Here is a 24,929-nt window from a genome sequence, read left to right as displayed (position 1 = left end):
CGTGGTCGCGGCGCCTCAGCGAGCTGCCATGCCGTCCGATGGAATCACAGACCGGCGTTCTCGATTTTCTTGTCCGTTTCATAATTGCTCAGCGAGTAAACCGCCCAAATCGCCGCAGGCACCCAGCCGATGAGAGTGATCTGTAAGATCAGGCAGATTATTCCTGCGATCGGGCGTCCGATCGTGAAAAACAACAACCAGGGGAGCAAAAGCGCAATCAGAAGTCTCACGGGGCAGGTCCTTTATCGTTCACATCACATTCCATTGGAACCTGGAGACCTACAGGCTTAATTCCAGGCCATCCGGACATCGCCGGAGTCATTCGGAGGGGACGCCGATGGCCGGCGTCCCCCCTCCACGACTGGTACTAAGACCTAGCTTATAGTCTTAAGTTCAGTTATTCGACACCTTAACGACCACACGGCGATTCAGCGGCTCTTTTACATCATCGACGGTTGCAACTGCCGGATCGTTCTCACCCAGGCTGACCTGTTTGACTTCATCGATACCAAGTCCCTGGTCGCCGATCGCTTTGGCAACCGCTTTGGTACGCTCACTCGACAGCATCTCATTATAGTCGTCGGCACCCGCCCGATCGGTGTGACCAGTCAGTGACACTTTCGCGTCGCTGGATTTCGCGTACTTGACGATCTCGTCGATTTTGCTCGCTTCGCCGTCACTCAGATTGGCACTGTCGAAACCGAAGTAGAGCACCCAGCTCTTGGTTGCGGGCTCCGGAGCGGGCTCAGGTGCCGCTGCGACTGCCTTCGGCTCATCCAGATCCGCTTCGGCTTTGGCAATGGCGTCGGAGAAAGCTGCCTGACAAGCCGCAATGTCGTCCGGCTGCCGGTTTTCTTCCTGCTCCTGCATCCAGCAGTCGAACATGACCTGTGCAGTCGCAGCGTTCTGCGGGCTTTTCGAGGCAGCACCGGCGGCCATCGCAGCCATCAGGCGCTCACGGGACGAACTGAGGACCGATACTTTGTCTTCCGGCAGATCGCGATCCGAAATTTCGTCCGGAGTCACGGCCGAACCTTCACTGGCCAGGCTGGCCTTCTGTGCGAAGACATCCGAGTCGGCAAAGTCATATTCGGCATACTCACCCTCGGAAAGGCCGAGGTAGCCGTCGTAGAGATTTTTCGAGAATTCGCTTCCCGAAGGCGTCTGATCCTTGGCGCTTTCAAGGCCCGTTCCAGCGCAGCCGACCAGGGCCAAAGACCCCAGACCGGCAATGACGATATTTGTGAATTTATTCATTGTGTAATCCCTCCATGAGATTCTACTGATTTTCAGTCTTTATTAGAGTCGGCGCTTATCCCCAGCTTCTTCAGCTCGCAAACAACTCTTTTCTCACGGGTCTCCTTCTATCGCCGGTACCGGGGCATCCTGCGCCCGATTGATTGGGGAGTGTGCAGGACCTTGTTCCAAGTGGTACACACCGTCGGCTCAACCCTGCAACAAGCCTATCGTTTCAAAGAAATTTCAATAGTAGGGAATTATACTTAGACCAATAATTGGCGATATCAACCGCCATCGACCTGTCGTTAACCATGAGGGTCGGGTTCCCGGGAAGTTACACCCGAAATTTCATTGGCGTGTGTCGGTCGGGGCATTGTGCCGGGCGGCCAGTCCAAGATGCAATGTATCGAAAAGTTGGTTGTCATCCAAAGGCTTAAGCAAAAGAGCCAACGCGCCGGCACGCTTGGCCTCAAGACGGACCGCCTCGCTTGGTTTGGCTGTCATCAGAATGACCGGGTCGTCGAATCCTTCCGCCGATAACTGCCGGAGTACGCTGATGCCGCTTGCGCCCGGAAGGTGGATATCGAGCATGACGCAATCGCATTTTGTATGCGCGCAGTCCGCCAGAAACTCTTCGCCCGACGCATAAGTCAAAACGTCGATATCGTCGGTTTCCAGCAATATCTTGAGGGAGTCGCGAACGGCATCGTCATCGTCGACAACGACAACGAGTGCGGCGTGATCCCGACATTCGTGCCTTTCCATAACGCGAGCTTAAGCGGGTTTTTCCGCCCTACAAATAGGGGAATCTACGTAGGCGACAGAGTCTGATCGTTTCACTTCTCTAAAAGTGAAACGTGAATCAGCCTCTGCTTCTATAAACCGGCGGGTGATTCACGCTCCTGATTGATCAAATCAGGAACGACCACACGCCAAGGTCTGATCGTTTCACTTCTCTATAAGTGAAACGTGAATCAGTCTCTACTTCTATAAACCGGCGGGCGATTCACCTTTTGACTCCGGCAAAGAACCGCCAAAACCCGGCTCTTATTCCTCGTCGAGCTGCAATCCGGCAGCCAGCGCCATTCTGACCAGATGCGACAGGCTTTTTGCCTGCATCTTCTCCATGACCCGGGCGCGATGAACTTCGACAGTTCGCGGGCTGATCCCGAGCTCGTAGGCAATGATCTTATTGGGCCTGCCGATGATCAGCTGGTTGAGCACATCGCGCTCCCGCGGGGTCAGATCTTCGATCCGTTCCAGGACCTCATTATTGCTGCCTTGATCCTGCGTGTCCGCGACGCTCTTGCGATGTGCCCAGGCCCGCTGAAGGCTTTCCATGAGTACGTCATCGGTAAAGGGCTTCTCGATAAAGTCGAAAGCACCTGCCTTCATGGCTTTGACCGCCATGGGAACATCGCCGTGGCCGGTAATGATAATCACGGTAAGTCCGGGACTGGATGTCGCCAGACGAGCCTGAATTTCCAGGCCGTCGATATCCGGCATCCGCACGTCGAGCAGCACGCATCCCGATCCGATCTGCTCGGCCGCCCCCAGAAACGCCGTTCCGGATTCAAAGGTTTCGGTCTCGTAGTCGTAAGATTCGATCAGAATCTGCAACGAGTCGCGCACCGCTTCGTCGTCGTCGACAATGTAGATCTTGCGCTTGCTCATTTCGTTCGGTTCTTCGGTCATAAACGATCCTGCGCAGCAATCCTAGTGAGCAATCGGTAAAGTAAAGTGAAACGCCGCCCCGCCTTCCGGGCTTTGAGTGAGCCACATTTCACCGCCATGAGTCTCGATAATCGAGTGACAAATCGACAAACCAATCCCCATACCCGTGTCCTTTGTCGTCACGAAGGATTGAAACAGTTTTTCCTCAACCTCGGGTGCCACACCGGAACCCGAGTCTGCAACAACAACCTCAATAGTCTCCCCGGAACCGGCAAAGGCTTCAACCGATACGTGACGTACGGCCGCCGCTCCAACCGCCTCGACGGCGTTTCGCACGAGATTAACTATCACTTGTTGCACTTGTATTCTATTGACGTCAACCAGCGGCAGATTTTCATCGATTTTGCTCGTCACATCGGCTCTGTGGCGGCTGGAACCGACCTGACCAAGCAATACGGCTTCTTCGATAATTGCGGACAGATCCTCCGGGGCGCGTGTCGCTTCGCGTTTTTCAAAGGTATCGCGCAGTCCTCGAATAATACCACCCGCCCGCTCGGCCTGCGTAAGCGCCTTGGACATCATGGTTCCAACCCGTTCGATTGTCTCCGGGTATTCAGCATTAATCGACCGCGACGCTCCGGTTATCGGCTCATCGGCAAGGGGTACGGCTCCGGAAGGGTCCAGTGATGCCGCAGACGCAACGGCTGCACGCTCCGTCGTCTTGGAGATCACCCGGCGGCCCGCCTGAATATAGTTGATGATCGCGGTCAAAGGCTGGTTCAACTCGTGCGCCAATGCAGAAGACAGCTGACTCATTGCACTGACCCGGCTGACGTTGATGAGCTCATCCTGCAGTTCACGCAACCGCTCTTCGCGCCGGCGTCTCGCCCGTTCCTCGCGTAAGAAACCACCACTGACCAAGAAGACATAGAGGACGATGGCCACGAACAGCGGATAGGTCGCGTCAAGCAGCACGCTCTCCAATACAAACGACAGCCAGGAAACGCCCAGAACACCAAAGAACAGCAGAAGGAAAAAGCCGATGGTTGAGGTCGCCTTACGACGTGAGTGAACGGAAACAAGGGATATGCAAACGATCAGCATAATGGCCATCTCGCTTGCCACGGCGAAGTTCGGGCGAAGCAGGAGGCCGCCGGTCAGAAGCGTCTCCAGAAGCTGCGCGTGGATTTCGACACCGGACATGTTGACGCCGACCGGGGTTGCCGAGAGATCGCCGAGACCGACCGCCGTTGTGCCGATCAGAACGAATTTGTCCGACAGCAGTTTCGGATCCACCTTATTGTTAAGAATATCGCGCGCCGAAACAAACCTGCCAGGGTCATGCTGAGAAAAGTGCGGCCAGAACTGTCCACTGCTGTCTGTTTGTACAAACTGGCCGGCGAAGGAAACTCCGGCGATTCCGGCACGCTCAGTATAAACCGAAACCGACTCCCCGCCCGCGGCCATGCGCAGCAGTTCGATCGAAAATGCAGGCAACAGCGATTCGTTCACGCGCACGACCGCCGGCAGGCGCCGCACCACGCCATAGCGCCGGGTCGCCAGGCTGACGACGCCCTGACCGCGGCTGGCATCGCCGATCAGCGGAATACTTCCGACGACTCCCGAGTAGCGCACCATAAAACTACGCGGGTCATATCCCTTTTCGAATATCGGTGTCCGCAACGCCAATAGACCGTCGTCTGTGGGTTCGCGTACTGAAAGTGCGACGCCCAGGACAACGGGTGCTGCCGAGATTGAACGGGCTAATATGGCGTCATTCGACGGTAAAACACCCAGAACATCGTGCAATTCGGATGGCAGATCCCGATAGTGCTGGGTCAGGTTTTCCGGCGATAGCCGATCGGCATCCGGGAACAGAATGTCGAATCCGATACCATGGACCTCAGCCTGCGCCGCGAAATCAACCAACCGGGCAAGAAGGTTCCGCGGCCAGGGCCACTGGCCGAATTCCGTCACACTCGCTTCATCGATATCGATGACCAAAACCGGGCGCGATTCGATCTCGCGGGGCTTAATTTCCTGATAGAGGTCGAAGAGCTTGAGCCTCAATTGCTCGACGGGCCAGGGATCGAAAATGCGTAACGCGATCGCCAAGGGCAAGAGAACCAGCGCAACCCGCCAATTCCGAAAGACCATCACAAAAGATCGAGGTAGCATTGCCGCCGAGATACCCGTTGCTCGATTACATAGGGTTGGAGCATCGTTCCTGATTAAACCGCATTAGAACGTGAATCTGCCCTCTACCTACAGAACAAGAGCCTGATGCAGGTTCACGCGAAAGCGAATCGATCAAACTCCATAAATTAACCCTGGCGTGGTGGCTTCTATTCGCGCGGCTGGTCGCATCACGCGTTTCCGAAGCCGGATCACACCATTTCGAATCACTACGCTACCCCGCCACACAGGTCTTCGACAAAGGGAATTATGGCAGCCATGTCACTGTGAGAATTTAGTGAGAGCCGATCAGACTGCGGCGGGAGGCAAAAGCTTGCAAAAGCCCCAGGGCTCGCAACGGTGCCCGGCCGCGGCGAACAATTGAACAAAAGGCACGTTCGTGTCCTCGCAGGATAGCGGTTTGGCCGTGATGGTATGGATTGCGGAACAGCTATGTGTTGCGGCCAGTTCATCCAGCGTTTCGACGATTGTCCGCAGGGCCTGGTTTCTTTGATGCTCGAACAGAGCCAGCGTCACCAGATCTCGCGCGACCAGCACCCTGCCATATTGCAAATGCAGGTCAATCAGGTAACCAAACAGCCCTGCAATGTGCTCGGATCCATCCTCAATCAACAGGATGCCGCTTGGCTCCTTGACATCGGATTGGGTACGGTAGGCCGCGTAACGCTGCCAGCCTTCGAACGAAAGGTTCGGGTTTACCAGTTGCACGAGCGGAAAAGCCTGCGCCATTCGATCAGCCGTCATTTCTCGTGCTCGCAGCCTCATTTCCAGCTATCCACCCTTCTTATTTGTTATGCCGTTCGAGGCACGATGCGGCGGGGTATCGCAGTTGTCTTTGATATGCATCAAAGTGCCGGATTTCGTATCTGCGCACGGAAATGCAAATCTGGTCTTAGCCTGCACCACAACCGACGAGATACCGGGAAACACGACATTTCTGTTGTAACCCCATGCGGAACGAGAGAAACTTTGGCCAGAGATAGAAAAACTTGAATATGGCAGACAGACCTTTGACGGGATCAAACGACCGCAGCTTCGAAAATACTCTGCGTGATGCAATACCTCGCCCGCAATCGGCAGGTGGTTCGCCCTGCGCCGCCTGTCCTGTCCGTGATCTGAGCTTCTGCAACGCCCTAACTGACGAGGAACTCGATCATCTAAATCGAGTTTCGTCCGATGTCTCACTCACTTCGGGTCAGAGTCTGTTCGACGAAGGCGCGCCGGCGGATCACGTCTACAACGTTACGACCGGTGCGATGAAGGTTTACAAACTTCTGTCCGACGGTCGCCGGCAGATCACCGGCTTTCTGTTTCCCGGCGATTTCTTGGGATTGGCGACAAGGGACGCCTACGCCTATAGCGCCGAATCCATCTGCAGCACGACACTATGCCGTTTTAATCGTCAAAAGCTGGAAAACCTGCTGAAGGATTTTCCAAAGGTCGAGCGGCGCTTGCTTGGCATAGCGAGTGACGAACTCGCGCTGGCACAGGACCAGATGCTGATTTTAGGCCGAAAAACAGCAAAGGAAAAAATCGCCTCCTTCCTGCTCATGCTCTCGAACCGTGCTCAAAAAAGCGGCAACAAGTCGAACCCTATCTCATTGCCGATCACCCGAACTGACATGGCTGATTTCTTGGGCCTGACGACCGAGACCGTGAGCCGGACCATTACACAGCTCAAGACATCCGGCATGATCACCTTGATGTCGGGCAATGAAGTGCGGCTCGAAAACCGCGATGCGCTGGAAGATATGGCCGAGGGCGAATAGGCGGCGCCGGTGCCCGACCAACAAAATAGTTCAGACTTTCCGTAAAACGGGATGATCGGCAATATACGCGCCAATCAGACTTTCTGGTCTGATCGTTTTTCATTGAACCGGTGAACAACGTGGATCAGCCTCTTAATCACGGCGGTTCACGTTCTTGACTGTTTCCGTCAAGAACGATCGCACTCTAAGCCTCAGCCAAATGAGGCAACTTCGTCCTATGGGAGACAAATAATGATTCGATCCTTGCTGTCCGGCGCTGCGGTCTGCGCCATCCTCGCTTTTGGCTTTTCGGCACAGGCCGAGACCCGGGTGACCTACAAATCGGCCAAGTCCACTTCATCCTACTACCAAATGGCCGTTCAGATCGCCGAAGCGATGAAAAGCGGATCCTCCGGCGATATCATCGTCACCGTCGAGGAAAGCCAGGGTTCGGTCCAGAACGTCAAGGAAGCCGGAAACCGTCAAGGCAACTACGTTTTCACGACGCCGCCTGTCCTGGTCAAACTCGCCCAGGGCGGCAAAAAGATGTTCGAGAAGGACACCGCAGACTACGGCAAAATCCGCTCGCTCTTCGTGATCCCGTCCTTAACCATGCATTTTGTGGTCAGCGAAGACTCCGCCGTTTCCAAGTTCGGCGATCTCGACGGCAAGGACTTCATTATCGGGAAAGGCAGTTTCGGCGCGCGCGAAGCGGCCAAGTACTTCGGCCTCTTCGGCCTGGAGGGCAAAGTCAATTTGGTGGACGTCGAACTCAATTCAGCAGTTCCGGCGCTGAAAAACGGCCAGGTCCACGGATTCGCCACGGCCGGTTCCTACCCGGCTCCCAATGTCATCGAGGCCGCGGCCGGCTCCAAGATCCGCCTGCTTTCCCTGAGCGACGATCAGGTCGCACAAACCAAACGCACACGCCTCGTTATTCCGGCTGGCACTTATCCGGGCGTGGATTATGACGTCACCACGACATCCCTGCCGGTCGGCGCCTACACGACGACCGACATGGATGACGCAACCGCCTACGCTCTGACCAAGACCTATTGGGAAGGCAAAGCCAAAATGGGCGATGCCAATCCCTGGTGGAACGGGGTTGCACCCGAGATGCTCTCGTCCATGGGCGCGAAGCTGCATCCGGGTGCTTTGAAGTACTACAGCGAAACCGGTGTTCAGATTGCGGATCACCTGAAGTAGACGGCGCGGTTCTCGCGCCCATTCGAGCGGCCGGCAGTTTTCCATGGGTTCATCTTCGTCCGAAGACGCGTTGCAGGCACAGATGACGCCTGGACAGCGAGCGTCAAGTTGGATCCTGCCGGCGCTCGGCTTCGCCAGCGTCACGTTCCATCTCTATCTGATCTTTTCGGGATTGATTCCAAATCTGATCAGCCGGCCGGTCCACATGGCGCTGGCTCTGCCCTGGATCTTCATTATCGGCGCGCAGTCGGGAAGCTGGTCCCGTAAAAGCGGGATTCTGCTCTGTCTCGCCGGTTGGGCCGCCTGCGGCTTCATTGTCGTAAACCGGGTTCAGCTGGACGATCAGTATGGCTCCCTCCAGGGGGAGGTCCAGTTTGTCGTCGCCCTGACCCTGATTGCGGTAACATTGGAAATGGCCCGGCGTGCGGTTAAGCTGGCCTTACCCGTCGTGGCCCTGATAGCACTCCTCTACGGCCTGTTCGGTCAATATCTACCCGGCGAGTTCGGGCATCCCGGCATACCGGCCAACAGCCTTCTGGGCACCTTGACGATCGCAGAAGGCGGTATCTGGGGTTCTTTGACCGGCGTCTCGGTCAACGTCGTCGCCATATTCGTCATCCTGGGGGCTGTGGTCGGTGCCGGCGAAGGTGGTTTCGGTTTCATGTCTCTGGCAACCGTTCTGGCTGGACGGCTGCGGGCTGGCGCTGCAAAGGTTTCGGTCCTGGCATCCGCCTTCTTCGGTTCAATCTCGGGTTCGGCCTCGGCAAACGTTGCTTCGACCGGCGCGATCACACTGCCCGCCATGAAACGGCTGGGCTATCCGGCCTCCTTTGCGGCAGCGGTGGAGGCTGTTGCCTCCAGCGGCGGCCAGATCATGCCACCGCTCATGGGTGCAGGAGCCTTCGTGATGGTGGAGCTGCTGCGGGTGCAGTATCTCGACATCATGGCCGCCGCCTTCTTACCGGCGCTGCTCTTTTTCTGGGCTGCCTGGGCCGGGGTGGACCGCTTTGCCCTGCGCTATGGCTTAAAAGGCATGCGGCCCGAAGAACTTCCCGCACGTTCCGATGTCGTCAGCAGTGTTCCCTTCTTCCTTGTCCCCTTTGGGATTCTACTGATCATCCTCTTTGCGACGGGCTATACGCCGCAGTTCGCTGCGGCCGTGGCCATTCTCGCGGCCGCTGTTCTCCTGGCAGTTGACCGCCGCCTCAAGTTTTCATTCCTGGACTGGGGCCGGAGGCTGGCGACTGCAGCAACTGAGGCCGGCCGCCAGATTGCAGGAATTGCCGCCATCATCATCTGCGCAGGCCTGATCATCGGCGTGCTCAACATGACCGGTCTCGGCGTCAAGGTCACTTCCGTTATCGTCGGGCTGTCCGGCGGCGAGCTATGGCTCGCCCTGTTGCTGACGGCGCTCGCCTGTTTGATCCTGGGAATGGAAGTGCCGACAACGGCGGCCTATGTCATCTGTGTGTCGGTCGCGGGCCCCGCGCTGCAGGAGCTCGGGCTCCCCGCCCTGCACGCCCATCTCTTCGTCTTTTGGTATGCGTTGCTCTCGACCATCACGCCCCCGGTCTGCGGCACGGTCTTCATTGCCGCCGGCATGGCGGATGCGCCCTGGCTGAAGGTCGCCGGTCATGCCATGCGCATCGGGTTAGGACTTTATCTTGTCCCCCTGGCCTTCGTCTTCAATCCGGCGCTGATCCATCCCGAGGCGTCGCTGCCGCTCGCCCTCGCTGCGTTGTTCAAGATCGGTCTGGGTCTCTGGTTGATCTGCCGGGCATTGATCGACCCACCGCGACCGGCATGGCGCGCGCCGCTATTGGCCGCCGCAGGGATTCTGGTCGTCTTCGCCTTCGGATTGGATAGCCTTTGACGCGGGAAATCCACGGTGCAGCGCATGAAGCAACAGGCCGCACCGTGGCATCTTCCCGATATCGGCGACGGACTTAACAGTCCTTTTTTTCGTAGGTGATCAGGCAGATTGCGGCACCCGATGGATCGGCGACCGTCGCCATCCGGCCGACACCGGGAATATCCATGGGCGGCATCAGTACACTGCCGCCGGCGCCCGTTGCCATCTCCAGACGCTTGTCAACGTCGTCCACCGTCACATACACCGCCCAGTGCGACGGCGCACCCTGCGCCGCTTCCGGCATCGCCATCATGCCGCCGACCGGCGTATCGCCATTCTTGAGGACGGTATAAGTACCGCCGTCGCCCATATCCATCGGCTCCAGCGTCCAGCCGATCACATCGCTGTAAAAGGCCTTGGCTTTGTCGATATCGGTGCTGCGCAGCTCGGACCAGCTGAATGCGGCATGGGTTTGAAATGCGTCGGACATGTTATGCTCCTGTCGGCGTTGTTGAATTTTCGCGGACATCGCCGCTGCGGTCAGTCTTGCGGACCGCGGATCGACTTGTTCCACGTATCTTAAACGAACGGCTTGAGCGAAATCCGACTCATTTGAAAAATAATTGATTCTCTACGCTTTGCTGGCGAGGCCGTTTCCTCTCAAATCGGCAATCTGCTTGCGCAGAAATGTCAATTCGCTCGGATTGCGGGTCAACAGCAAAGCCTGTTCGAAGGCCGCAATGGCGTCCGAAACCTGGCCGCAATCCCGAAGCAAAGCACCGCGCACCGAATGAAAATGATGGTAGCGGCGCATATCAGTGACCTCCTCGATCGTGGCCAGCAAAGCCAGGCCGGCTTCAGCGCCCTCCGCCTTCGCGATCGCCGCCGCCCGGTTCAAGGTTACGACCGGCGAAGACTGGCGGCGTTCCAGCGCCGCATAAAGCTCGGCGATTTGTGCCCAGTCAGTTTGCGCGGGGTCCAGTGCCTGACTATGGACGGCGGCAATGGCAGCCTGAATCTGATAGGGACCGGGCCGCTTCTGATGCAGTGCCTTTTCCACCAGACTCTGTCCCTCGGCAATCATGGCCTTGTCCCAGTCTGAACGGTTTTGCTTGTCGAGCGTGATGATGTGTCCCTGAGAATCCAGGCGCGCCCGGTGGCGGGAATGTTGCAGGAGAAGCAGCGCCAGGAGTCCCGAAATTTCAGGCTCGCCCCTGAACAGCCGAACCAGCATCCGCGCCAGCCGAATAGCCTCACGGCAAAGATCGACCCGGATCAAATCGCCGTCCCCGGACGAGGAATAGCCTTCGTTGAAAATCAGATAAACCACCGTCAGCACCGCGTCCAAACGCGCCGGCAGATCGGCCGGGCGCGGAACTTCATACGGAATACCGGCATCGGCGATCTTACGTTTTGCCCGGGTCAATCTCTGTTCCATGGTCTTCACGGGAACCAGGAAACCGCTGGCGATTTCCGCAACGCTGAGACCGGCAATGGTTTTCAGCGTCAACGCAATCTGAACCGGCCGCGCCAGCGCCGGATGACAGCAGGTAAAGATCAGGCGCAGCAAATCGTCGTGGATATGCAGGCCCAGAACTGCCTCCTCCATGCCGTCTTCGGCGGTCAGCGTCTCGAACAGGTCTTTCTGAGATTCACTGTAGCGGGTCTCAAGCACACGGCGGCGTTGCCGGTCGATGGCTTTGTTCCGCGCCGTCGTGATCAGCCAGGCCAGCGGATTTTGTGGTGTGCCGGATCTGGGCCAGTGCTCCAGCGCCTGCGCCACGGCGTCCTGGAGGCTCTCTTCGGCAAGATCGATATCGCCAAGAATCCGGATCAGCGTTGCAAGCGCCCGCCTGCTGTCCGAGCGCACAAGGGTGGCGACGGAATCCATTGCTCCGGCTTAGCTGCAGGATTCCAGCTGCTCGATCCCCTTCCCGGTGCTTTCGCGCGGTGGCACAACCTCGGCGTAAGCGACGGGGCGGATCTCGATGGCGCCCGTATTCACGTGCGGTAACTGCCGGGCATAGTCCATGGCTTCGTCCAGGTTTGCGCAATCGACCAGGTAAAACCCGCCGAACTGCTCCTTGGTTTCCGCAAAGGGTCCGTCGATAACACCCGGGCCCTCGCCTTCCAGCCGCAAGGTGGTGGAGGAAGACGTCGGCATCAATTTGCTCGCGGCCACGAAATCACCCTTGGCCTTGGCTTTTTCCTGCATACGCCCGTGCGCCGCCAGGACCTCCGAAAGCTCACTGTCGCTGTAGGATTCGTTGACCTCTTCGGCTTGATAGATGAGCAGTGCATAAAGCATGTCGGGTTCCTTTTTTTTCCTGTTCTCTCACTTATAGACGAAACAAAAGCCAAAAGTCCGACAGCAGAATGGACATTTAGGGCCCTCTCGATGCAAGATTCTGCCATCCGACAAACGGCGTGCGCCAGCAATGCCATTCCGGATTACAAATACGATCCCGCTGATCACCCCGGCGGCCGTCATCCCGCGGCACGCCGTCAGACAGGTGAAAATACGGCTCAATACGGTGCATCCACGCCTTGGAGATTAAAAAACACATCACTTACGGCGGCGCCTCCATCGCAGCAACGAAGCGTCATCAGCGGTCAAAAGAAGATATCCGGCTCCTAGGTCCCGAAACACGATTCTTGCGAAAAACCGCCTGAACTTGCCGAGATGTTGTAAATTAACGCCCCAAATTCATTTTTTGACGCCTTTTTCACGCCCCTCCCTACGTCACGCTCACGCCTGCATTCTAAAACCGGATCATACCAACACAGCGAAGACCCAGGAGAAAAATAGATGTCCCCGAAAGACCCTCAGGGTTACAGCCTGACAGGCGCCAGCGAGAAATCCGCTGAACTTTACGCACAGGCTTTGAGTGAACTGCAATGTTATATAGACGATCCGGTAGCAACCATTGACGCAGCACTTGCAGAAAGTCCCAAATTCGTCATGGGTCATTGCTTTCGTGCTTTTCTGCACATCCTAGCCACCGAGCGCGCAGCCATGCCAGAAGCTGAGGCGAGCTTCAACGCGGTGACGTCCCTGCCCGCCACCGACCGGGAAACCGGTCATATTGCCGCCATCCAGAAATTCCTGGCGGGCGATATGCATGGTGGGATCGAAGCGCTTGAATCCATTCTGCTCGACTATCCAAGGGATGTGGTCGCACTGCAGACTGCGCATCTTTTTGATTTTTTCGTCGGCGATGCCCGCAGCCTTCGCGACCGCATCGCGCGCCGCCTGCCCCAGTGGTCGGCAAGTATCCCGAATTACCACGCGCTGCTCGGCATGTATGCCTTCGGCCTGGAGGAAATGGGTGACTATCGCCGCGCCGAAGATTACGGCCATCAGGCGATCGAGCTGAACACGCGCGATGCTTGGGCTCAGCATGCCGTCGCCCATGTCTACGAAATGCAGGGCCGCCAGCAGCAGGGCATCGATTGGATGGAAAGCCGGCAATCCCACTGGGCGACCGACAACTTCATGTCCGTCCACAACTGGTGGCACCTGGCGATGTACTATCTGGACCTCGGCCAGATCGAACGCGTCATGGATCTTTACGACAACCGGATCCGCAACGATCGTTCGGAGGTCGCCCTGGACATGGTCGACGCTTCCTCAATGCTCTGGCGCCTGCATCTGCGTGGAATCGATGTCGGTGAGCGCTGGTCAGAAATTGCCGGCGCCTGGGATCCGGTGGCCAGCGACGCCTTCTATGCCTTCAACGACTTCCACGCAATGATGGCGTTCGTAGGCAGCGGAAACAACGAAGCCGCCCGCCGGGTTCTCGCGTCTCAGGAAGAACGGATCGGCCAAGGTGGCAGCAACGATGCCATGACGGCACAGATCGGACATCCGCTCTGCAAAGCACTGCATGCTTTCAATCACGGCGACTATGGCCGGACGATCGAGCTGATCAGGTCAGTGCGGACCATCGCCAATCGCTTCGGCGGCAGTCATGCGCAGCGGGACGTTATCGATTTGACCCTGATTGAATCGGCCTTCCGCGACGGCCAGCTCGGACTGGCACAGGCGTTGTCGAACGAGCGGATGGCCTTAAAGCCGACCAGTCCGCTCAACGCCCAGTTCCGGCGCCGGCTGCAGGAGGACAAGCCCCTGCAGGCGCAAGCCAACGTGGCCTGACGGGCCAGGGCGGTCCTGCATCAGGACCGCCCTGGCCACCCTCTCGTAACACTATTCTCTCGTAATTTAGAGCATATCCGCAAACGCACTGCCTGTAGGAACAGGGAGAACGGCGGCGCTGTAGCATTCGGCGACGCGTCACACCCGGCTTTTGTGGTTGCTCCCATCAAGGACCAAGACAATGACGGACTGGAAAGTTCCGGCTCTGACCCTGGCAGCCACGGCTCTTGCCGTTGCCAGCACCCTTGCGCCTCCCCCCAAAGTCTCCAAAGCTGAAGTGGCTCATGGCGTGCAGATCGCCGCAATGCCGAACGCCGCCATGCCGCAGCAATCGACCGCAAGTTCCCAGAGCGATCTCTTCGATCCTCGCCTCGTCGCGGGAACGATTTGCCGTGGTAAAGCTGCCCGAGAAGCCTTCAGTCGGGGCGCGCCGCAATCGGCACAAGTCCAGCTCGCCGGGCTCAAAATTGCCGAGGCGGCAAAGGCGGACGGCCCAGCCATGCCACTGTTGGATGGGCTCGGTGATCTCAGCATCAAAATCACGACCGGCAACGCCCTCGCACAGCGCTACTTCGATCAGGGCTTGCGCCTGGCTTATGGCTTCAATCATGCCGATGCGATTCGGTCCTTCAAACAAGCCCAGAAAATCGATCCCGGCTGCGCACTCTGCTATTGGGGTGAAGCCTGGGCGTTGGGCCCAAACGTAAACGTCCCGATGCAACCCGAAGCCGAACAGCTGGCAAGCAACGCAGTGACTCTTGCCCGCTCGCTTGCTTTACAGACAAGCGAAAAGGAACAGGCCCTGATCGCCGCGCTCGATCAACGCTATTTTGATACCTCTGATTCCGACCCTTCCGACCAGGAAGATCCGGGACGCAGCATTCTGGATCGGAACTTCGCCAATGCCATGGCCGGCGTGCATCGGCGCTTCCCGGACGACGACGATATCGCCGTGATCTACGCCGAAGCCATGATGAACCTATCGCCCTGGGACTATTGGGAAGCCGACGCCAAGACACCGAAAGGCCGCACCTTCGAGGTCGTCTCCCTGCTTGAGAAAGTTCTTAACCGCAACCCGAATCACGCGGCGGCGATTCACCTCTACATCCACATCGTCGAAGCCTCCAACACACCGGAACGGGCTGAAAAACACGCCGATCGTCTGGGCGCCCTGATGCCGGCGGCCGGGCATATCGTGCACATGCCGTCGCACATTTATTACCGCATCGGCCGCTACATCGATTCGGTGCGAGTCAATCAGGCGGCGATCGAAGCCGACGAACTGCTGTTTGATCAACTCAAGTCCAGCGGCGTCTATCCCCTGGTCTACTATCCGCACAATGTCCACTTCGTAATGACCTCGGCACAGATGGCCGGTGCCGACGAAACGGTTTTAAAAGCAGCCCGCAAGCTGGACGCCGTCCTGCCCATGGCTGCGGCCCAGGCAATCCCCCTGGTTCAGCCCATCAAGGCTGCACCGATCTTCGCCCTGGCCCAGTTCGGCAGCAGGGATGAAATCCTGGCGATACCCAATCCCGGCAACGACGTGCCTTTCATCAAAGCCATGTGGCATTACGCCCGCGGCAGCGCCTTCGCCAAAAGTGGCGAGCTCGCGGCCGCCCGGGCGGAAGCGGCGGCGATTGAAGAGATCAACGCCAAAACCGACCTCACGTCCCTGATCGAAGCGGCAGTGCCGGGTCCGGAAGTCATTGCCTTGTCACGGCACGTGCTGCTGGGCCGGATCGCGCAGGCCGAAGGCAACTACGAAGAGGCGATTGGCGAATTTTCCGCCGCGGTCGAAATCCAGTCCAACCTGCCCTACATGGAGCCGCCCTACTGGTACTATCCGGTCAATCAGTCTCTGGGTGCCGTCCTGCTTCAAAGCGAACGCCTGGACGATGCCGAGCGCGCTTTCAAGGCCGCTCTCTTTGAAGCACCCAACAACGGCTGGGCAATTTACGGCCTCATCGAAACCTACAGGGCAATGGGCGACGCCCAGGGTGTCAAAGAAATGCAGCGCCTCTTCAAAGCGGCCTGGGCCGGCAACGCAAACAGCCTGAGCCTGGCAAAACTCTAACCCTTATTCTCCTTTCAACCCATGCCTCCCAACTTGCCGGTTCCGCCGCTTACCTCCTTGGCGGAACCGGATCTTTCTATGGAGAGGGCCTAAAGCCGGGTCATGTACCGGCCGTTTGGCGCCTCCTCCAGCATGGTTTCGATCTCGGCCCAGGCGCCTGCAGCAACCAGTCCGTCAACATGCCTGGCGTGATAGACCTTGCCCTCCCACTCCTCAACCAGAGTAAACACCGTTCCTTCCTCGCTATGGCGGAAAACGCTCACACCGTTGCATCCCTCCACCGCCGGAAGCTCCTCCTTCACCAATTTTAGCTGCGTTTCAAAAGCCTCGACGTGCTCTTCCTTCACCCTGAAGGTGATCATGAATACTAACTTTTCCATCGTCAGAGCGTTCCTATCTGAATAGCTATCGAAATTCTCTTTCTTTTTTGAAATAAGCCGAACACTTGATAAGGTCCTCTAGAGTTGCCGTTGATGTAAATTGATCGCACGGCAAAGCGGGACCAAGAACAGCAAGTCTCTCAAGATGCCTTTTAAAAATGAAATAGTGGACTGGGACGACCTGCGGCTTTTTCTGGCGGTTGCGCAAGCCGGCGGTCTCGCAGGCGCCACCAGCGTCACCCAAGCGAGCGCACCGACGCTCAGCCGGCGAATGACCCACTTGGAAAGAGCATTTGGCACTGCATTATTCGACCGGCATCAATCAGGATACGACTTGACGTCAGCCGGACGGGAGTTGCTCGATCAGGTCCGGAACATGGATCTGCAGGCGCAGTCCATCAACGCCTGGCGGCAACAGATCGATCCCAGGCCGGTCGTGAAGATTACCGCCGGCGTATGGACCAGTGTCTTTATCGCCCGTCACCTGAACCGGATAACCAGGGGTGCGACGGCGCCGAGGATTGAGCTTTTGACCGGCGCCAACTTTCTGAATCTGTCCCGGCGCGAAGCGGACCTCGGTATCCGCAATCAAAAACCGGAGCAGCAGGGGCTGGCCCGCAGGCGCATCGGCCCAGTGAAGTTTGCCATCTATGGCCAGAAGGACTATGTCGACGCCAACCCGCATGCAGGTGACGACACCCGTTTCGCAGCCTGCGACTGGGTCGTTCCCTCGGTGGCAGGCACGACAGGCTCCTCCACGCTCTGGCTCAGCCAGCGGCTTATAACTCCGGCGAACTTGACCTGCGGCACACCACAGACCGTTCTAGAGGCGGCTGGCGAGGGGGCCGGTCTTTGCGTTCTTCCCTGTTTCATCGGTGGCGCCGATCCACGCCTGACACGATGCTCGGACTTTATTGAGGAACTCACGCACACACAGTGGCTGGTCAGCCACAACGAAAACAGAACCCTGCCCCATATCCGGCAAGTTTCGCGTGCGCTCTACGCGCTCTTCACCAAAGAGAAAGCGTTGTTTGCTGGAGGTTAACTCCAGGATCTTCCTGATTGCAGCGTTCGGAGCCTAAAGCCGCTCGTCCAGAAAATCGCCGACGAGTCGGTTAAAAAGGTCGGGTTTTTCCATATGCACATTGTGGGCGCAGCCGGGAACAACGGCCAATGAGCAGTCCGGAATGTTCTTCCAGAGCGTCTCCGGCTGAGCCCAGGAATAGGATCGGTCCCAATCGCCCCAAAGCACCAGGGTTGGCGGCTTGATTCCACTAAGCGCGCTGCGGCCGTCCCAATGCTCCATGGCCGTCAGTCCGTTCTGCGCAGCCGTGAGAGAGGCCTTGCTGCCTTCTTCAGCACAGACTTGGAAACCCGCAGCGTGACTGCCGGCTACAAACCAGGTAGCCGCAATCCGAAGCGCCGTCGCCGCAACGCCATCATCGGATAAGCGGCGCCGGGATTCCTCCATGGTCTCGAAACGATCCGGAAGTTTACCGACCGGGCCGGTCCCGTAGAGAATCAGGCGCGATATCCGCTTGCCTGCCTTGGCGGCCATTTGTTGAACAACCATGCCGCCCATCGAATGTCCCAGCAGATGGAAGTCTTCGATCCCGAGATCGTCGAGCAAATCCAGGACGGATTGAGCATGCGCCTCGATCGTCACCGGAGAAACAAGAGCGCCGCTTTCGCCGAAGCCAGCCAGATCCGGCGCAATGACGTCATAGTCCGATGAGAAGCGGACGACCTGGTCGCGCCACATGGCCGAACCACCAAGGTAACCATGGACGAGGACCAGCGGGTAGCCCTCGCCCTTTCGCTGATACTTCAGCATCTATCGCATAACGCCCGGCAGCCAGAGCGCGGTATCCGGGAGCAGGATCAGAACAGCAATCAAGGTCACCAGAGCCAGGATGAACGGCAGGCAGCCGATGATGACATCGCCGATCGATACCGACCCGCGCCCTATCCCCTGAATGACGTAAAGATTGAGTCCGACCGGCGGGGTCAGCACTGCGATCTCCATGGTGATGGTGTAGACCACGCCGAACCAGATCAAATCGAAGCCGGCCGCATGCATGAGCGGGAAAATCGTCGGCAACGTGATGAAGGTCATGGAGACAGGCTCGAGGAACATGCCGAGGATAATGTAAAACACGAGCACGATGGTCAGCACCAGATAAGGTGACAGATCAAAAGACAGAAAGAGTTCAGTAAACTGCTGCGGCACCCGGAAATAGGTGAGCACGAAGCCAAAGAGCACACCGGCCGAAAGCAGGAGGCCGAGATAGCCCATAGTACGCATGGTGGCGAACAAGGCCTCGACGAACCCGGCGCGGCTCAAACCTCCAACCGCGAACGCGAGAATGACGGTAAGGAGCGCCGCAACCGCCGCCGCTTCGGTCGGCGTGGCAATGCCGCTGTAGATCGAAACGGTGATGACGAGGCCGATCAGCAGGATCGGGCCGATCGTGAAAGACAGTTGCTTGATCGTCATCGACATTGCTGATTCCGAAGCCGGAATATCCTCGGGCTTCAAACGGCCCCAGACGACGACGACGAGAACGAACAGCGAAATGAGAATGATGCCGGGCACGATACCCGCAATAAAAAGCTCGCCGATCGATTGGTCGGTGACGATGCCATAAAACAACAGGATCAGGCTCGGCGGAATGAGGACGCTCAAAGTTCCGCCGGCAGCAAGCACGCCGCTGGAGAGCCTGCGGTTGTAACCAAGCTTGATCATTTCCGGCAGCGCGACGCCGCCGATGGTCAAGGCCCCGACCATGGATGATCCGCAGACAGCACCAAAGCCGGCGCAGGCACCGATGCTCCCGTAAGCGGCGGAACCACGCACGCGCACGCCCTGATGCATAAACTTATAGAGATTGGGGCCGATATTAGAGCGCCCGATCAGTTCACCAAGGAAGACAAACAAAGGTACTGCCAGGAGAATGTAGTCGATCCAGACACCCCAGAGCTTCAGTTCGCTGCTCACCAGGGACGTTGAAAAGTCCTGTATTTGCCACAGAAACGGCAGGGAGGCCGCAGCCAAAGCAAAGGGGATGGGCAGCCCAAAGGCAATAAACAGCATCAAGAGCGCGAGGAGCCCAATTCCGACTTCATACCATTCCATCGGCCGGCTCCTCGTCACTGTGTGTTGGCGCAACAGGTGTCACCAGGAGAAGCGCAAGTCGCAAGGCAGCATAGAGCGTGAAAAACACCAGTGCGGCGGCACCCGGTGCCCAGAAAATGTATCGCGGCCAAAGCAGGATCTCAGACGCGGCGCCGGATTGGAAGGAGCGGATCGTCGCCTCAACACCGGCCAGGGAAAAGAAGCCGCCGATCGCGAGCATCAATGCCATATTGATGATATCGACGATACGACGCAGTCCCGGCGACAGGCTATCTACGAGCATCGTGACCTTTGGGTAGGCATCTTCCTTCAGCGCGAAAGCAAGACCGGCAAAAGCAACGGGAAACAACAACAATGCTGTCGCCTCGGTCACTGTCCCGTCAGGGGCGTTGAAGGCATAGCGCACGATGACTCCGTAGGAGATCCAGCACATCTGCACCACAACGATAGCCGCGCCCAGGCCCGCAAGCCAGACAACGGAACGTTCAAACGCCGAACGCCATCGCTCCAATAAAAAAAGCATATAGTGTCACCCCCCAACTGAAGCCTGCGATTAACCGATGCATTTTTTTGCTTATTTTTTCGCATGATTTCAAGCCGGGGACGATCGTTCAAACGTTAAGCAAAACGATCGACAGCCCGGCAAGCCGCCATGGTTTCGAGATTTTAGAACGGTCGCTCCAAACGGACGAACCAGATCCGTTTGGAGCGTATTCACTGTCCTCGTTACGGCGCGTGCTTGGCAAAAAGATCCCGGATTTTACCGGCCAGTTCGCCGCCGCAGGCAGCGTCGACTTCCTTATCCCACGACCCCTGAACGGAATTGATTAAGGCCATGCGATTTTCCTGTGGAATTGAAACAGCAGCTCCGCCGCCCTTCATGACGGCATCTCCAACCCGCTCGTTGACCCAGGATTCGTAACGCGGCTTCAACCAGACTTCAGATTCCTGTCCGGCTTCCAACACCGCCTTCTGGTCTTCCGGCGAGAGAGAATCAAATTTGGATTTGTTCATCATGTAGGAAACGTTGCCGTAGAAGAGGTTGGCGTTGACCATATAGGGCATCACCGACCAGAGCTTCCATGAGCTGTAGGTTGCGACCCCCATATTGATGCCGTCGACCACACCACGCTCGGCCGATTGAAAGACTTCCTTCGGTGCCACGAAGACAGGTTTGCCGCCCCAGGCTTCAATCATCATTGAGACCAGTGGGCCGATTGAACGGACCAGCTTGCCGTCCAGCTTGCCGATGTCCTCGACGCGCTCCTCGAACCACCATTCCTGATCGTAGGAATAATTCGAATTGATGATGGGAACGAGGCTGACTTTAGCGGCTTCCGGCCTGATCAGATCGGCGAATTCACCGTCGAGCTCGATCTGGCCTTCAAGATTGATGGCCACCGGATAAAGCGACGTCACCCGGTAACAGGGCAGACGCTTGTCGGCCGGAATCCAGCTGATGTCGGAGACACCGCCCTGGACGGCATCGACGCCTTCACTCCAGCCGTGAAGCGTGGCGGAGGGAAAGATCTGCACCTTGACCCGCCCGTCGGTTTTCGCTTCGACCAGCTCGCCGAATTTTTGAAAACCCTGATAGCGGACGTCGATTTCGTTGACGTAGGTCGACAGACGGATTGTGGTTTCCGCCATCACCGCCGAGGCCCCCAAAACCGCGGTAGCGGCAGCGCCCGACAGCAAATACTTAAATGTTGTTTTTAACATCTTTTTCTCCCAGTTAACGCGATGATTTCTCCCTTGTGGTGCGCTCCCGCCGAATGAGAAGCATCCGCCCAGGCAACACCCCCAGTCGGCTTTACGCCGCCGTTTGCCGCGAGAAGAGATGCGGATAGGCAAACAACGCCGAAGCCCCGCCCGTGTGGATGAACACTATCTTCTCGCCCTTCTTTAGTTCCCCTGACCGGACCAGCCCAATCAGCCCGGCCATGCCTTTACCCGAATAAACGGGATCCAGGAAAATGCCTTCGTCGGCTGCGAGCAGCGCAATGGCGTCGACCATCTCATCGGTCGGTTGACCGTAGCCCGGTCCGACATAGTCATCGTAGGCTTCGATAAGATCTCTACTCAGCCCGCTCTTGACGCCCAGAAGCTCAGAGGTCTTGCAAGCGAGCTTGTGGACGTTGTCGATCTGCTTTTCGCGATTGGCCCGCACCGAGATCCCGACAACCCCGACCGGCGCGTTCATGGCATGAAGCCCGGCAACCAGCCCAGCCTGGGTTCCCGCACTGCCCGTGGCGTGAACGATGCGATCGATCTTGAGATTCTGGCTGTCGGCCTGCTGAAGCAGCTCGGCAGCGCAAGACGCATACCCAAGTGCACCGATAGGATTCGAACCACCCCCCGGGATAACGTAGGGTTTCATCCCCTTTTCGCGCAAACGCTCTCCCAAGGCTTCCGCCTCGGCATTCATATCCAGGCCTTCGTCGCGGAATTCGTATTCGCAGCGCAACATGTCGTCGAGCAGCACGTTTCCGGCGGCCTCGTAGTCGTCACCCATGTTGGTGACGCGGCGTTCCAACAAAGCATAGCACTTCATCCCGAGACGCCGTGCAGCCGCGGCGGTCTGACGCACGTGATTGGATTGCGTCGCACCTTGGGTCACCAGTGTGTCGGCTCCCTGTGCGATAGCGTCGGCAACCAGGAATTCCAGCTTACGGGTCTTGTTTCCACCCGTTGCAAGACCGGTGCAATCGTCACGCTTGATATAGATCTCCGGACCATCGAGGGTTCGGGAAAGGTTTTCCAGTTTCTCCAAGGGGGTTGGAAAGTGGCCCAAAGAGACCCGGTTGAAGCGCGCCAAATGCATGAGAGATGCCCTTATAAAATCTAGAGTCTGAACGCTTTTCTCTGTTCTAGTGAAAAGCGTGATTCAGCCTCCTCTTCCTAGTGTTAGAGCCTAGACCGCAGAGCTTCCGACGTATAATTCTTTGTCTACATTACGTTATTCCAATCTTGCATAACGTAATGTAGAGGAGATAATCGGCCTGTACAGGAATGCGGGAGGCCGCCGCCTCGGCGACACCTCACCAATGGGAGACAGCGTTGGATATCAATTGGCTGGAAGATTTCGTCTGCCTTGCCCGCACACTCAACTTCACACGGGCTGCGGAAGAGCGGAACATTACCCAGTCGGCCTTTAGCCGCCGGATAAAGGCGCTTGAAATCTGGGCCGGGGCTCCTCTGATCGACCGCACATCCTTTCCGGCGAAACTATCGACAGCCGGCGAAGAATTTCTGCCAACGGCAAAAACCATCGTGAAACAGTTGCTGGAAGCACGGGACGACATGCGTGCACGTGACCGTGGCGGTTTGAAATTTTACGCCTTCGCCGCTCCCCACTCGATTTCGATCACGCACCTGGCCCCGCTGCTCCACAAACTCCAGGGCGCGTTGTCGATCCGATCGCGCGTCATGTCGGACAACCTGCACACCTGCTGCCAACTGGTATCCGAAGGGGTCTGTGACTTTCTGGTCTGCTATCGCCATCCCCACATTCCCATCACGCTGGACGAACAACTCTTCAAGCGGTTGGATCTCGGCAGAGAACACCTGATACCAATCACCGTCCCCGATGCTTTGGGGGACCCCAAATGGCTGCTTCCAGGTGACCGCAAGGCGCCATTGCCCAAACTGGCCTATGCAAAGGGGTCGTTTCTCGGCGCCGTCGTCGATCATCTTTTAAACAATCAGAGAGCAGCCCTGGACGTGCGCCATGTTGATGCCTTTGCCGAAGCGCTTAAAAGCCTTGCCCTCGAGGGCCAAGGAATCGCCTGGCTGCCTGAGCAATCCGTCGCAAGTTCGCTTGCACAGGGCGAGCTCGTGCGCGCAGGCACAGAACAGTGGGATGCACCCTTAACGCTCTCGATCTACGCCGCGGTCGACAGTCTCGATCCCGCCGGTCTCAAGATCTGGGATTTCTTCTCAAGCCTGGCGAAGGGATGATGCCAGTGCGCACAATTCGGCGAACCATGCCTCAAACTGTCTGCAGTAGTTCGTAAAGCTTCGCCTTACGCTCCATGCCGATCCCGGAGCAATCGGGTAAACCGACGAAACCATCGACCACCTCGACATCATCGGCAAACCCGCCGTAGGGCTGAAAAACCCGTGGATAGGACTCGTTCCCGCCAAGGTGTAAACCCGCAGCGATATTGAGCGACATCTGGTGACCGCCATGCGGCACGACACGGCGGCTCGACCAGCCTTCATCGCGAAGCATCGCAAGAATTTTCAGGTATTCGACCAAGCCATAGCTGAGAGCGCAATCGAACTGCAGCCAGTCACGGTCCGGCCGCATGCCGCCGTGGCGGATCAGGTTGCGCGCATCCTGCAGCGAAAAGAGATTTTCGCCCGTGGCCATCGGGAGGCCGTAGTGCTTCGCCAAGGCTGCCTGCAGATCATAATCCAGCGGATCGCCTGCCTCCTCATACCACTTCAGGCCGTAAGGAGCGAGAGCTTCGGCATAGGCGACGGCCGTCTGGAGATCGAACCGCCCATTGGCGTCGACCATCAGATGCTCGCCCTTGCCGACAACGTCGAGAACCGCTTCGATGCGCGCCAGGTCCTCTGTCAAGGACGCGCCGCCGATCTTCATTTTCACATCGCGGTACCCTAGATCCAGGTATCCACGCATTTCATCCTGCAAAGCCTCCAGCCCTTTGCCAGGATAATAATATCCGCCGGCAGCGTAGACGTAGACGCGTTCGTCGGCCGGAACATCCCCGCCGAAGCGATCCGCGAGCAGTCGGTTCAAAGGCCGCTCTTCGATTTTCGCAACGGCATCCCAAACGGCCATATCGACGACACCGACAGCCACGGACCTTTCACCGTGGCCGCCGGGCTTTTCATTGGACATCATGCAGGTGTGGATTTTGAAGGGATCGAGGTTGCTTCCGCTCTCGTCGAGCAGGTCGTTGGGGGTCGCCGCCTGCAGACGCGGCAGAAAGCGTTCCCGCAGCAAGCCGCCGGCGCCATAACGTCCGTTGGAATTGAAGCCGTAACCGGTAACCGGCTTCCCGTCGCGCAGAACATCGGTCTCGACCGCCACGACGCTGCAGGTCATCTGACTGAAATCGATGTAGGCGTTGCGCAGCGGTGAATCGAGCGGGAAACTCCGCTCCCGAATATCTGTGATTTTCATGATTTTTCCGGTTTGTTGGCATTTCAGGTCGGTATTTTCCACCTTTTGACAAATTTTTCACGCCCAACCTCTGCAGCTTCGGCGGAAAAATAACGGTGGCTTGACGGTCG

At 57.6% G+C, this 24,929-nt stretch carries 23 protein-coding genes; 7 read left to right on the top strand and 16 right to left on the bottom strand.

Going from position 1 to position 24,929, the window contains the following annotated elements:
* Positions 1-44: 44 nt before the first annotated feature.
* The 6 genes from QMZ18_RS07100 to QMZ18_RS07075 form a co-directional block, all read right to left on the bottom strand.
* Complete coding sequence (locus tag QMZ18_RS07100) at positions 45-230, bottom strand: YqaE/Pmp3 family membrane protein (RefSeq protein WP_282605525.1); 186 nt, start codon at positions 228-230, stop codon at positions 45-47.
* A 163-nt stretch (positions 231-393) separates the two neighbouring features.
* Positions 394-1,257, bottom strand: a complete 864-nt coding sequence (locus tag QMZ18_RS07095) for an OmpA family protein (protein ID WP_282605524.1) — start codon at positions 1,255-1,257, stop codon at positions 394-396.
* A gap of 330 nt (positions 1,258-1,587) precedes the next feature.
* Complete coding sequence (locus tag QMZ18_RS07090; protein WP_282605523.1) at positions 1,588-2,004, bottom strand: response regulator transcription factor; 417 nt, start codon at positions 2,002-2,004, stop codon at positions 1,588-1,590.
* Positions 2,005-2,286: 282 nt separating this feature from the next.
* The gene (gene fixJ, locus QMZ18_RS07085) at positions 2,287-2,934 is read right to left on the bottom strand and encodes a response regulator FixJ (protein WP_322097152.1); all 648 of its coding nucleotides are present in this window, start codon (positions 2,932-2,934) and stop codon (positions 2,287-2,289) included.
* 21 nt (positions 2,935-2,955) lie between these two features.
* Positions 2,956-5,091, bottom strand: coding sequence for a CHASE2 domain-containing protein (locus QMZ18_RS07080; protein WP_282605522.1), 2,136 nt, complete (start codon positions 5,089-5,091; stop codon positions 2,956-2,958).
* Between the two features lie 306 nt (positions 5,092-5,397).
* Complete coding sequence (locus tag QMZ18_RS07075; protein WP_282605521.1) at positions 5,398-5,853, bottom strand: hypothetical protein; 456 nt, start codon at positions 5,851-5,853, stop codon at positions 5,398-5,400.
* 251 nt (positions 5,854-6,104) lie between these two features.
* Here QMZ18_RS07075 and QMZ18_RS07070 point away from each other — a divergent pair, with 251 nt between their 5' ends.
* The 3 genes from QMZ18_RS07070 to QMZ18_RS07060 all read left to right on the top strand — a co-directional run bounded on the left by QMZ18_RS07070 (position 6,105) and on the right by QMZ18_RS07060 (position 9,936).
* On the top strand, positions 6,105-6,878 hold the full coding sequence (locus QMZ18_RS07070; RefSeq protein WP_282605520.1) for a helix-turn-helix domain-containing protein: 774 nt from the start codon (positions 6,105-6,107) through the stop codon (positions 6,876-6,878).
* Positions 6,879-7,109: 231 nt separating this feature from the next.
* On the top strand, positions 7,110-8,063 hold the full coding sequence (locus QMZ18_RS07065) for a TAXI family TRAP transporter solute-binding subunit (RefSeq protein WP_282605519.1): 954 nt from the start codon (positions 7,110-7,112) through the stop codon (positions 8,061-8,063).
* A gap of 43 nt (positions 8,064-8,106) precedes the next feature.
* On the top strand, positions 8,107-9,936 hold the full coding sequence (locus QMZ18_RS07060) for a TRAP transporter fused permease subunit (protein WP_322097151.1): 1,830 nt from the start codon (positions 8,107-8,109) through the stop codon (positions 9,934-9,936).
* Positions 9,937-10,009: 73 nt separating this feature from the next.
* On the opposite strand, the gene QMZ18_RS07055 is transcribed toward QMZ18_RS07060, so the two are convergent.
* The 3 genes from QMZ18_RS07055 to QMZ18_RS07045 form a co-directional block, all read right to left on the bottom strand.
* Entirely contained in the window at positions 10,010-10,405 is a 396-nt protein-coding gene (locus QMZ18_RS07055; protein WP_282605518.1) for a VOC family protein, read from the bottom strand.
* 141 nt (positions 10,406-10,546) lie between these two features.
* Complete coding sequence (locus tag QMZ18_RS07050) at positions 10,547-11,806, bottom strand: RNA polymerase sigma factor (RefSeq protein WP_282605517.1); 1,260 nt, start codon at positions 11,804-11,806, stop codon at positions 10,547-10,549.
* A gap of 9 nt (positions 11,807-11,815) precedes the next feature.
* The gene (locus tag QMZ18_RS07045) at positions 11,816-12,223 is read right to left on the bottom strand and encodes a YciI family protein (RefSeq protein WP_282605516.1); all 408 of its coding nucleotides are present in this window, start codon (positions 12,221-12,223) and stop codon (positions 11,816-11,818) included.
* Between the two features lie 501 nt (positions 12,224-12,724).
* Here QMZ18_RS07045 and QMZ18_RS07040 point away from each other — a divergent pair.
* Both QMZ18_RS07040 and QMZ18_RS07035 read left to right on the top strand, forming a co-directional pair.
* Entirely contained in the window at positions 12,725-14,071 is a 1,347-nt protein-coding gene (locus QMZ18_RS07040) for a tetratricopeptide repeat protein (protein WP_282605515.1), read from the top strand.
* A 181-nt stretch (positions 14,072-14,252) separates the two neighbouring features.
* Complete coding sequence (locus QMZ18_RS07035) at positions 14,253-16,148, top strand: lipopolysaccharide assembly protein LapB (RefSeq protein ID WP_282605514.1); 1,896 nt, start codon at positions 14,253-14,255, stop codon at positions 16,146-16,148.
* Positions 16,149-16,237: 89 nt separating this feature from the next.
* On the opposite strand, the gene QMZ18_RS07030 is transcribed toward QMZ18_RS07035, so the two are convergent.
* Positions 16,238-16,528 (bottom strand): putative quinol monooxygenase, encoded by a 291-nt coding sequence (locus QMZ18_RS07030; RefSeq protein WP_282605513.1) that lies wholly within the window; start codon positions 16,526-16,528, stop codon positions 16,238-16,240.
* 145 nt (positions 16,529-16,673) lie between these two features.
* Between QMZ18_RS07030 and QMZ18_RS07025 the strand changes: the two genes are divergently transcribed.
* Entirely contained in the window at positions 16,674-17,573 is a 900-nt protein-coding gene (locus QMZ18_RS07025; protein ID WP_282605512.1) for a LysR family transcriptional regulator, read from the top strand.
* A 33-nt stretch (positions 17,574-17,606) separates the two neighbouring features.
* Here QMZ18_RS07025 and QMZ18_RS07020 read toward each other — a convergent pair whose 3' ends face one another.
* The 5 genes from QMZ18_RS07020 to QMZ18_RS07000 form a co-directional block, all read right to left on the bottom strand.
* Positions 17,607-18,362: an alpha/beta fold hydrolase gene (locus tag QMZ18_RS07020; RefSeq protein ID WP_282605511.1), complete on the bottom strand. Its 756-nt coding sequence runs from the start codon at positions 18,360-18,362 to the stop codon at positions 17,607-17,609.
* Entirely contained in the window at positions 18,363-19,664 is a 1,302-nt protein-coding gene (locus QMZ18_RS07015; protein WP_282605510.1) for a TRAP transporter large permease, read from the bottom strand.
* Complete coding sequence (locus QMZ18_RS07010; RefSeq protein WP_282605509.1) at positions 19,651-20,187, bottom strand: TRAP transporter small permease; 537 nt, start codon at positions 20,185-20,187, stop codon at positions 19,651-19,653. The genes QMZ18_RS07015 and QMZ18_RS07010 overlap by 14 nt, the downstream gene beginning before the upstream one ends.
* Before the next feature lie 203 nt (positions 20,188-20,390).
* Positions 20,391-21,386, bottom strand: coding sequence for a hypothetical protein (locus tag QMZ18_RS07005; protein WP_282605508.1), 996 nt, complete (start codon positions 21,384-21,386; stop codon positions 20,391-20,393).
* 91 nt (positions 21,387-21,477) lie between these two features.
* On the bottom strand, positions 21,478-22,488 hold the full coding sequence (locus QMZ18_RS07000; RefSeq protein WP_282605507.1) for a D-cysteine desulfhydrase: 1,011 nt from the start codon (positions 22,486-22,488) through the stop codon (positions 21,478-21,480).
* A gap of 236 nt (positions 22,489-22,724) precedes the next feature.
* Here QMZ18_RS07000 and QMZ18_RS06995 point away from each other — a divergent pair, with 236 nt between their 5' ends.
* Positions 22,725-23,624, top strand: a complete 900-nt coding sequence (locus tag QMZ18_RS06995; RefSeq protein WP_282605506.1) for a LysR family transcriptional regulator — start codon at positions 22,725-22,727, stop codon at positions 23,622-23,624.
* A 31-nt stretch (positions 23,625-23,655) separates the two neighbouring features.
* On the opposite strand, the gene QMZ18_RS06990 is transcribed toward QMZ18_RS06995, so the two are convergent.
* Positions 23,656-24,819 (bottom strand): mandelate racemase/muconate lactonizing enzyme family protein, encoded by a 1,164-nt coding sequence (locus QMZ18_RS06990; RefSeq protein WP_282605505.1) that lies wholly within the window; start codon positions 24,817-24,819, stop codon positions 23,656-23,658.
* Between the last annotated feature and the right edge of the window lie 110 nt (positions 24,820-24,929).

The organism is Pelagibius sp. Alg239-R121, from assembly GCF_947331435.1.
In the GTDB taxonomy this organism is placed as follows: domain Bacteria; phylum Pseudomonadota; class Alphaproteobacteria; order Kiloniellales; family Kiloniellaceae; genus Denitrobaculum.
Note: the sequence above shows the minus strand (reverse complement) of the source record. Positions and strands in the feature narration are given on the sequence as shown.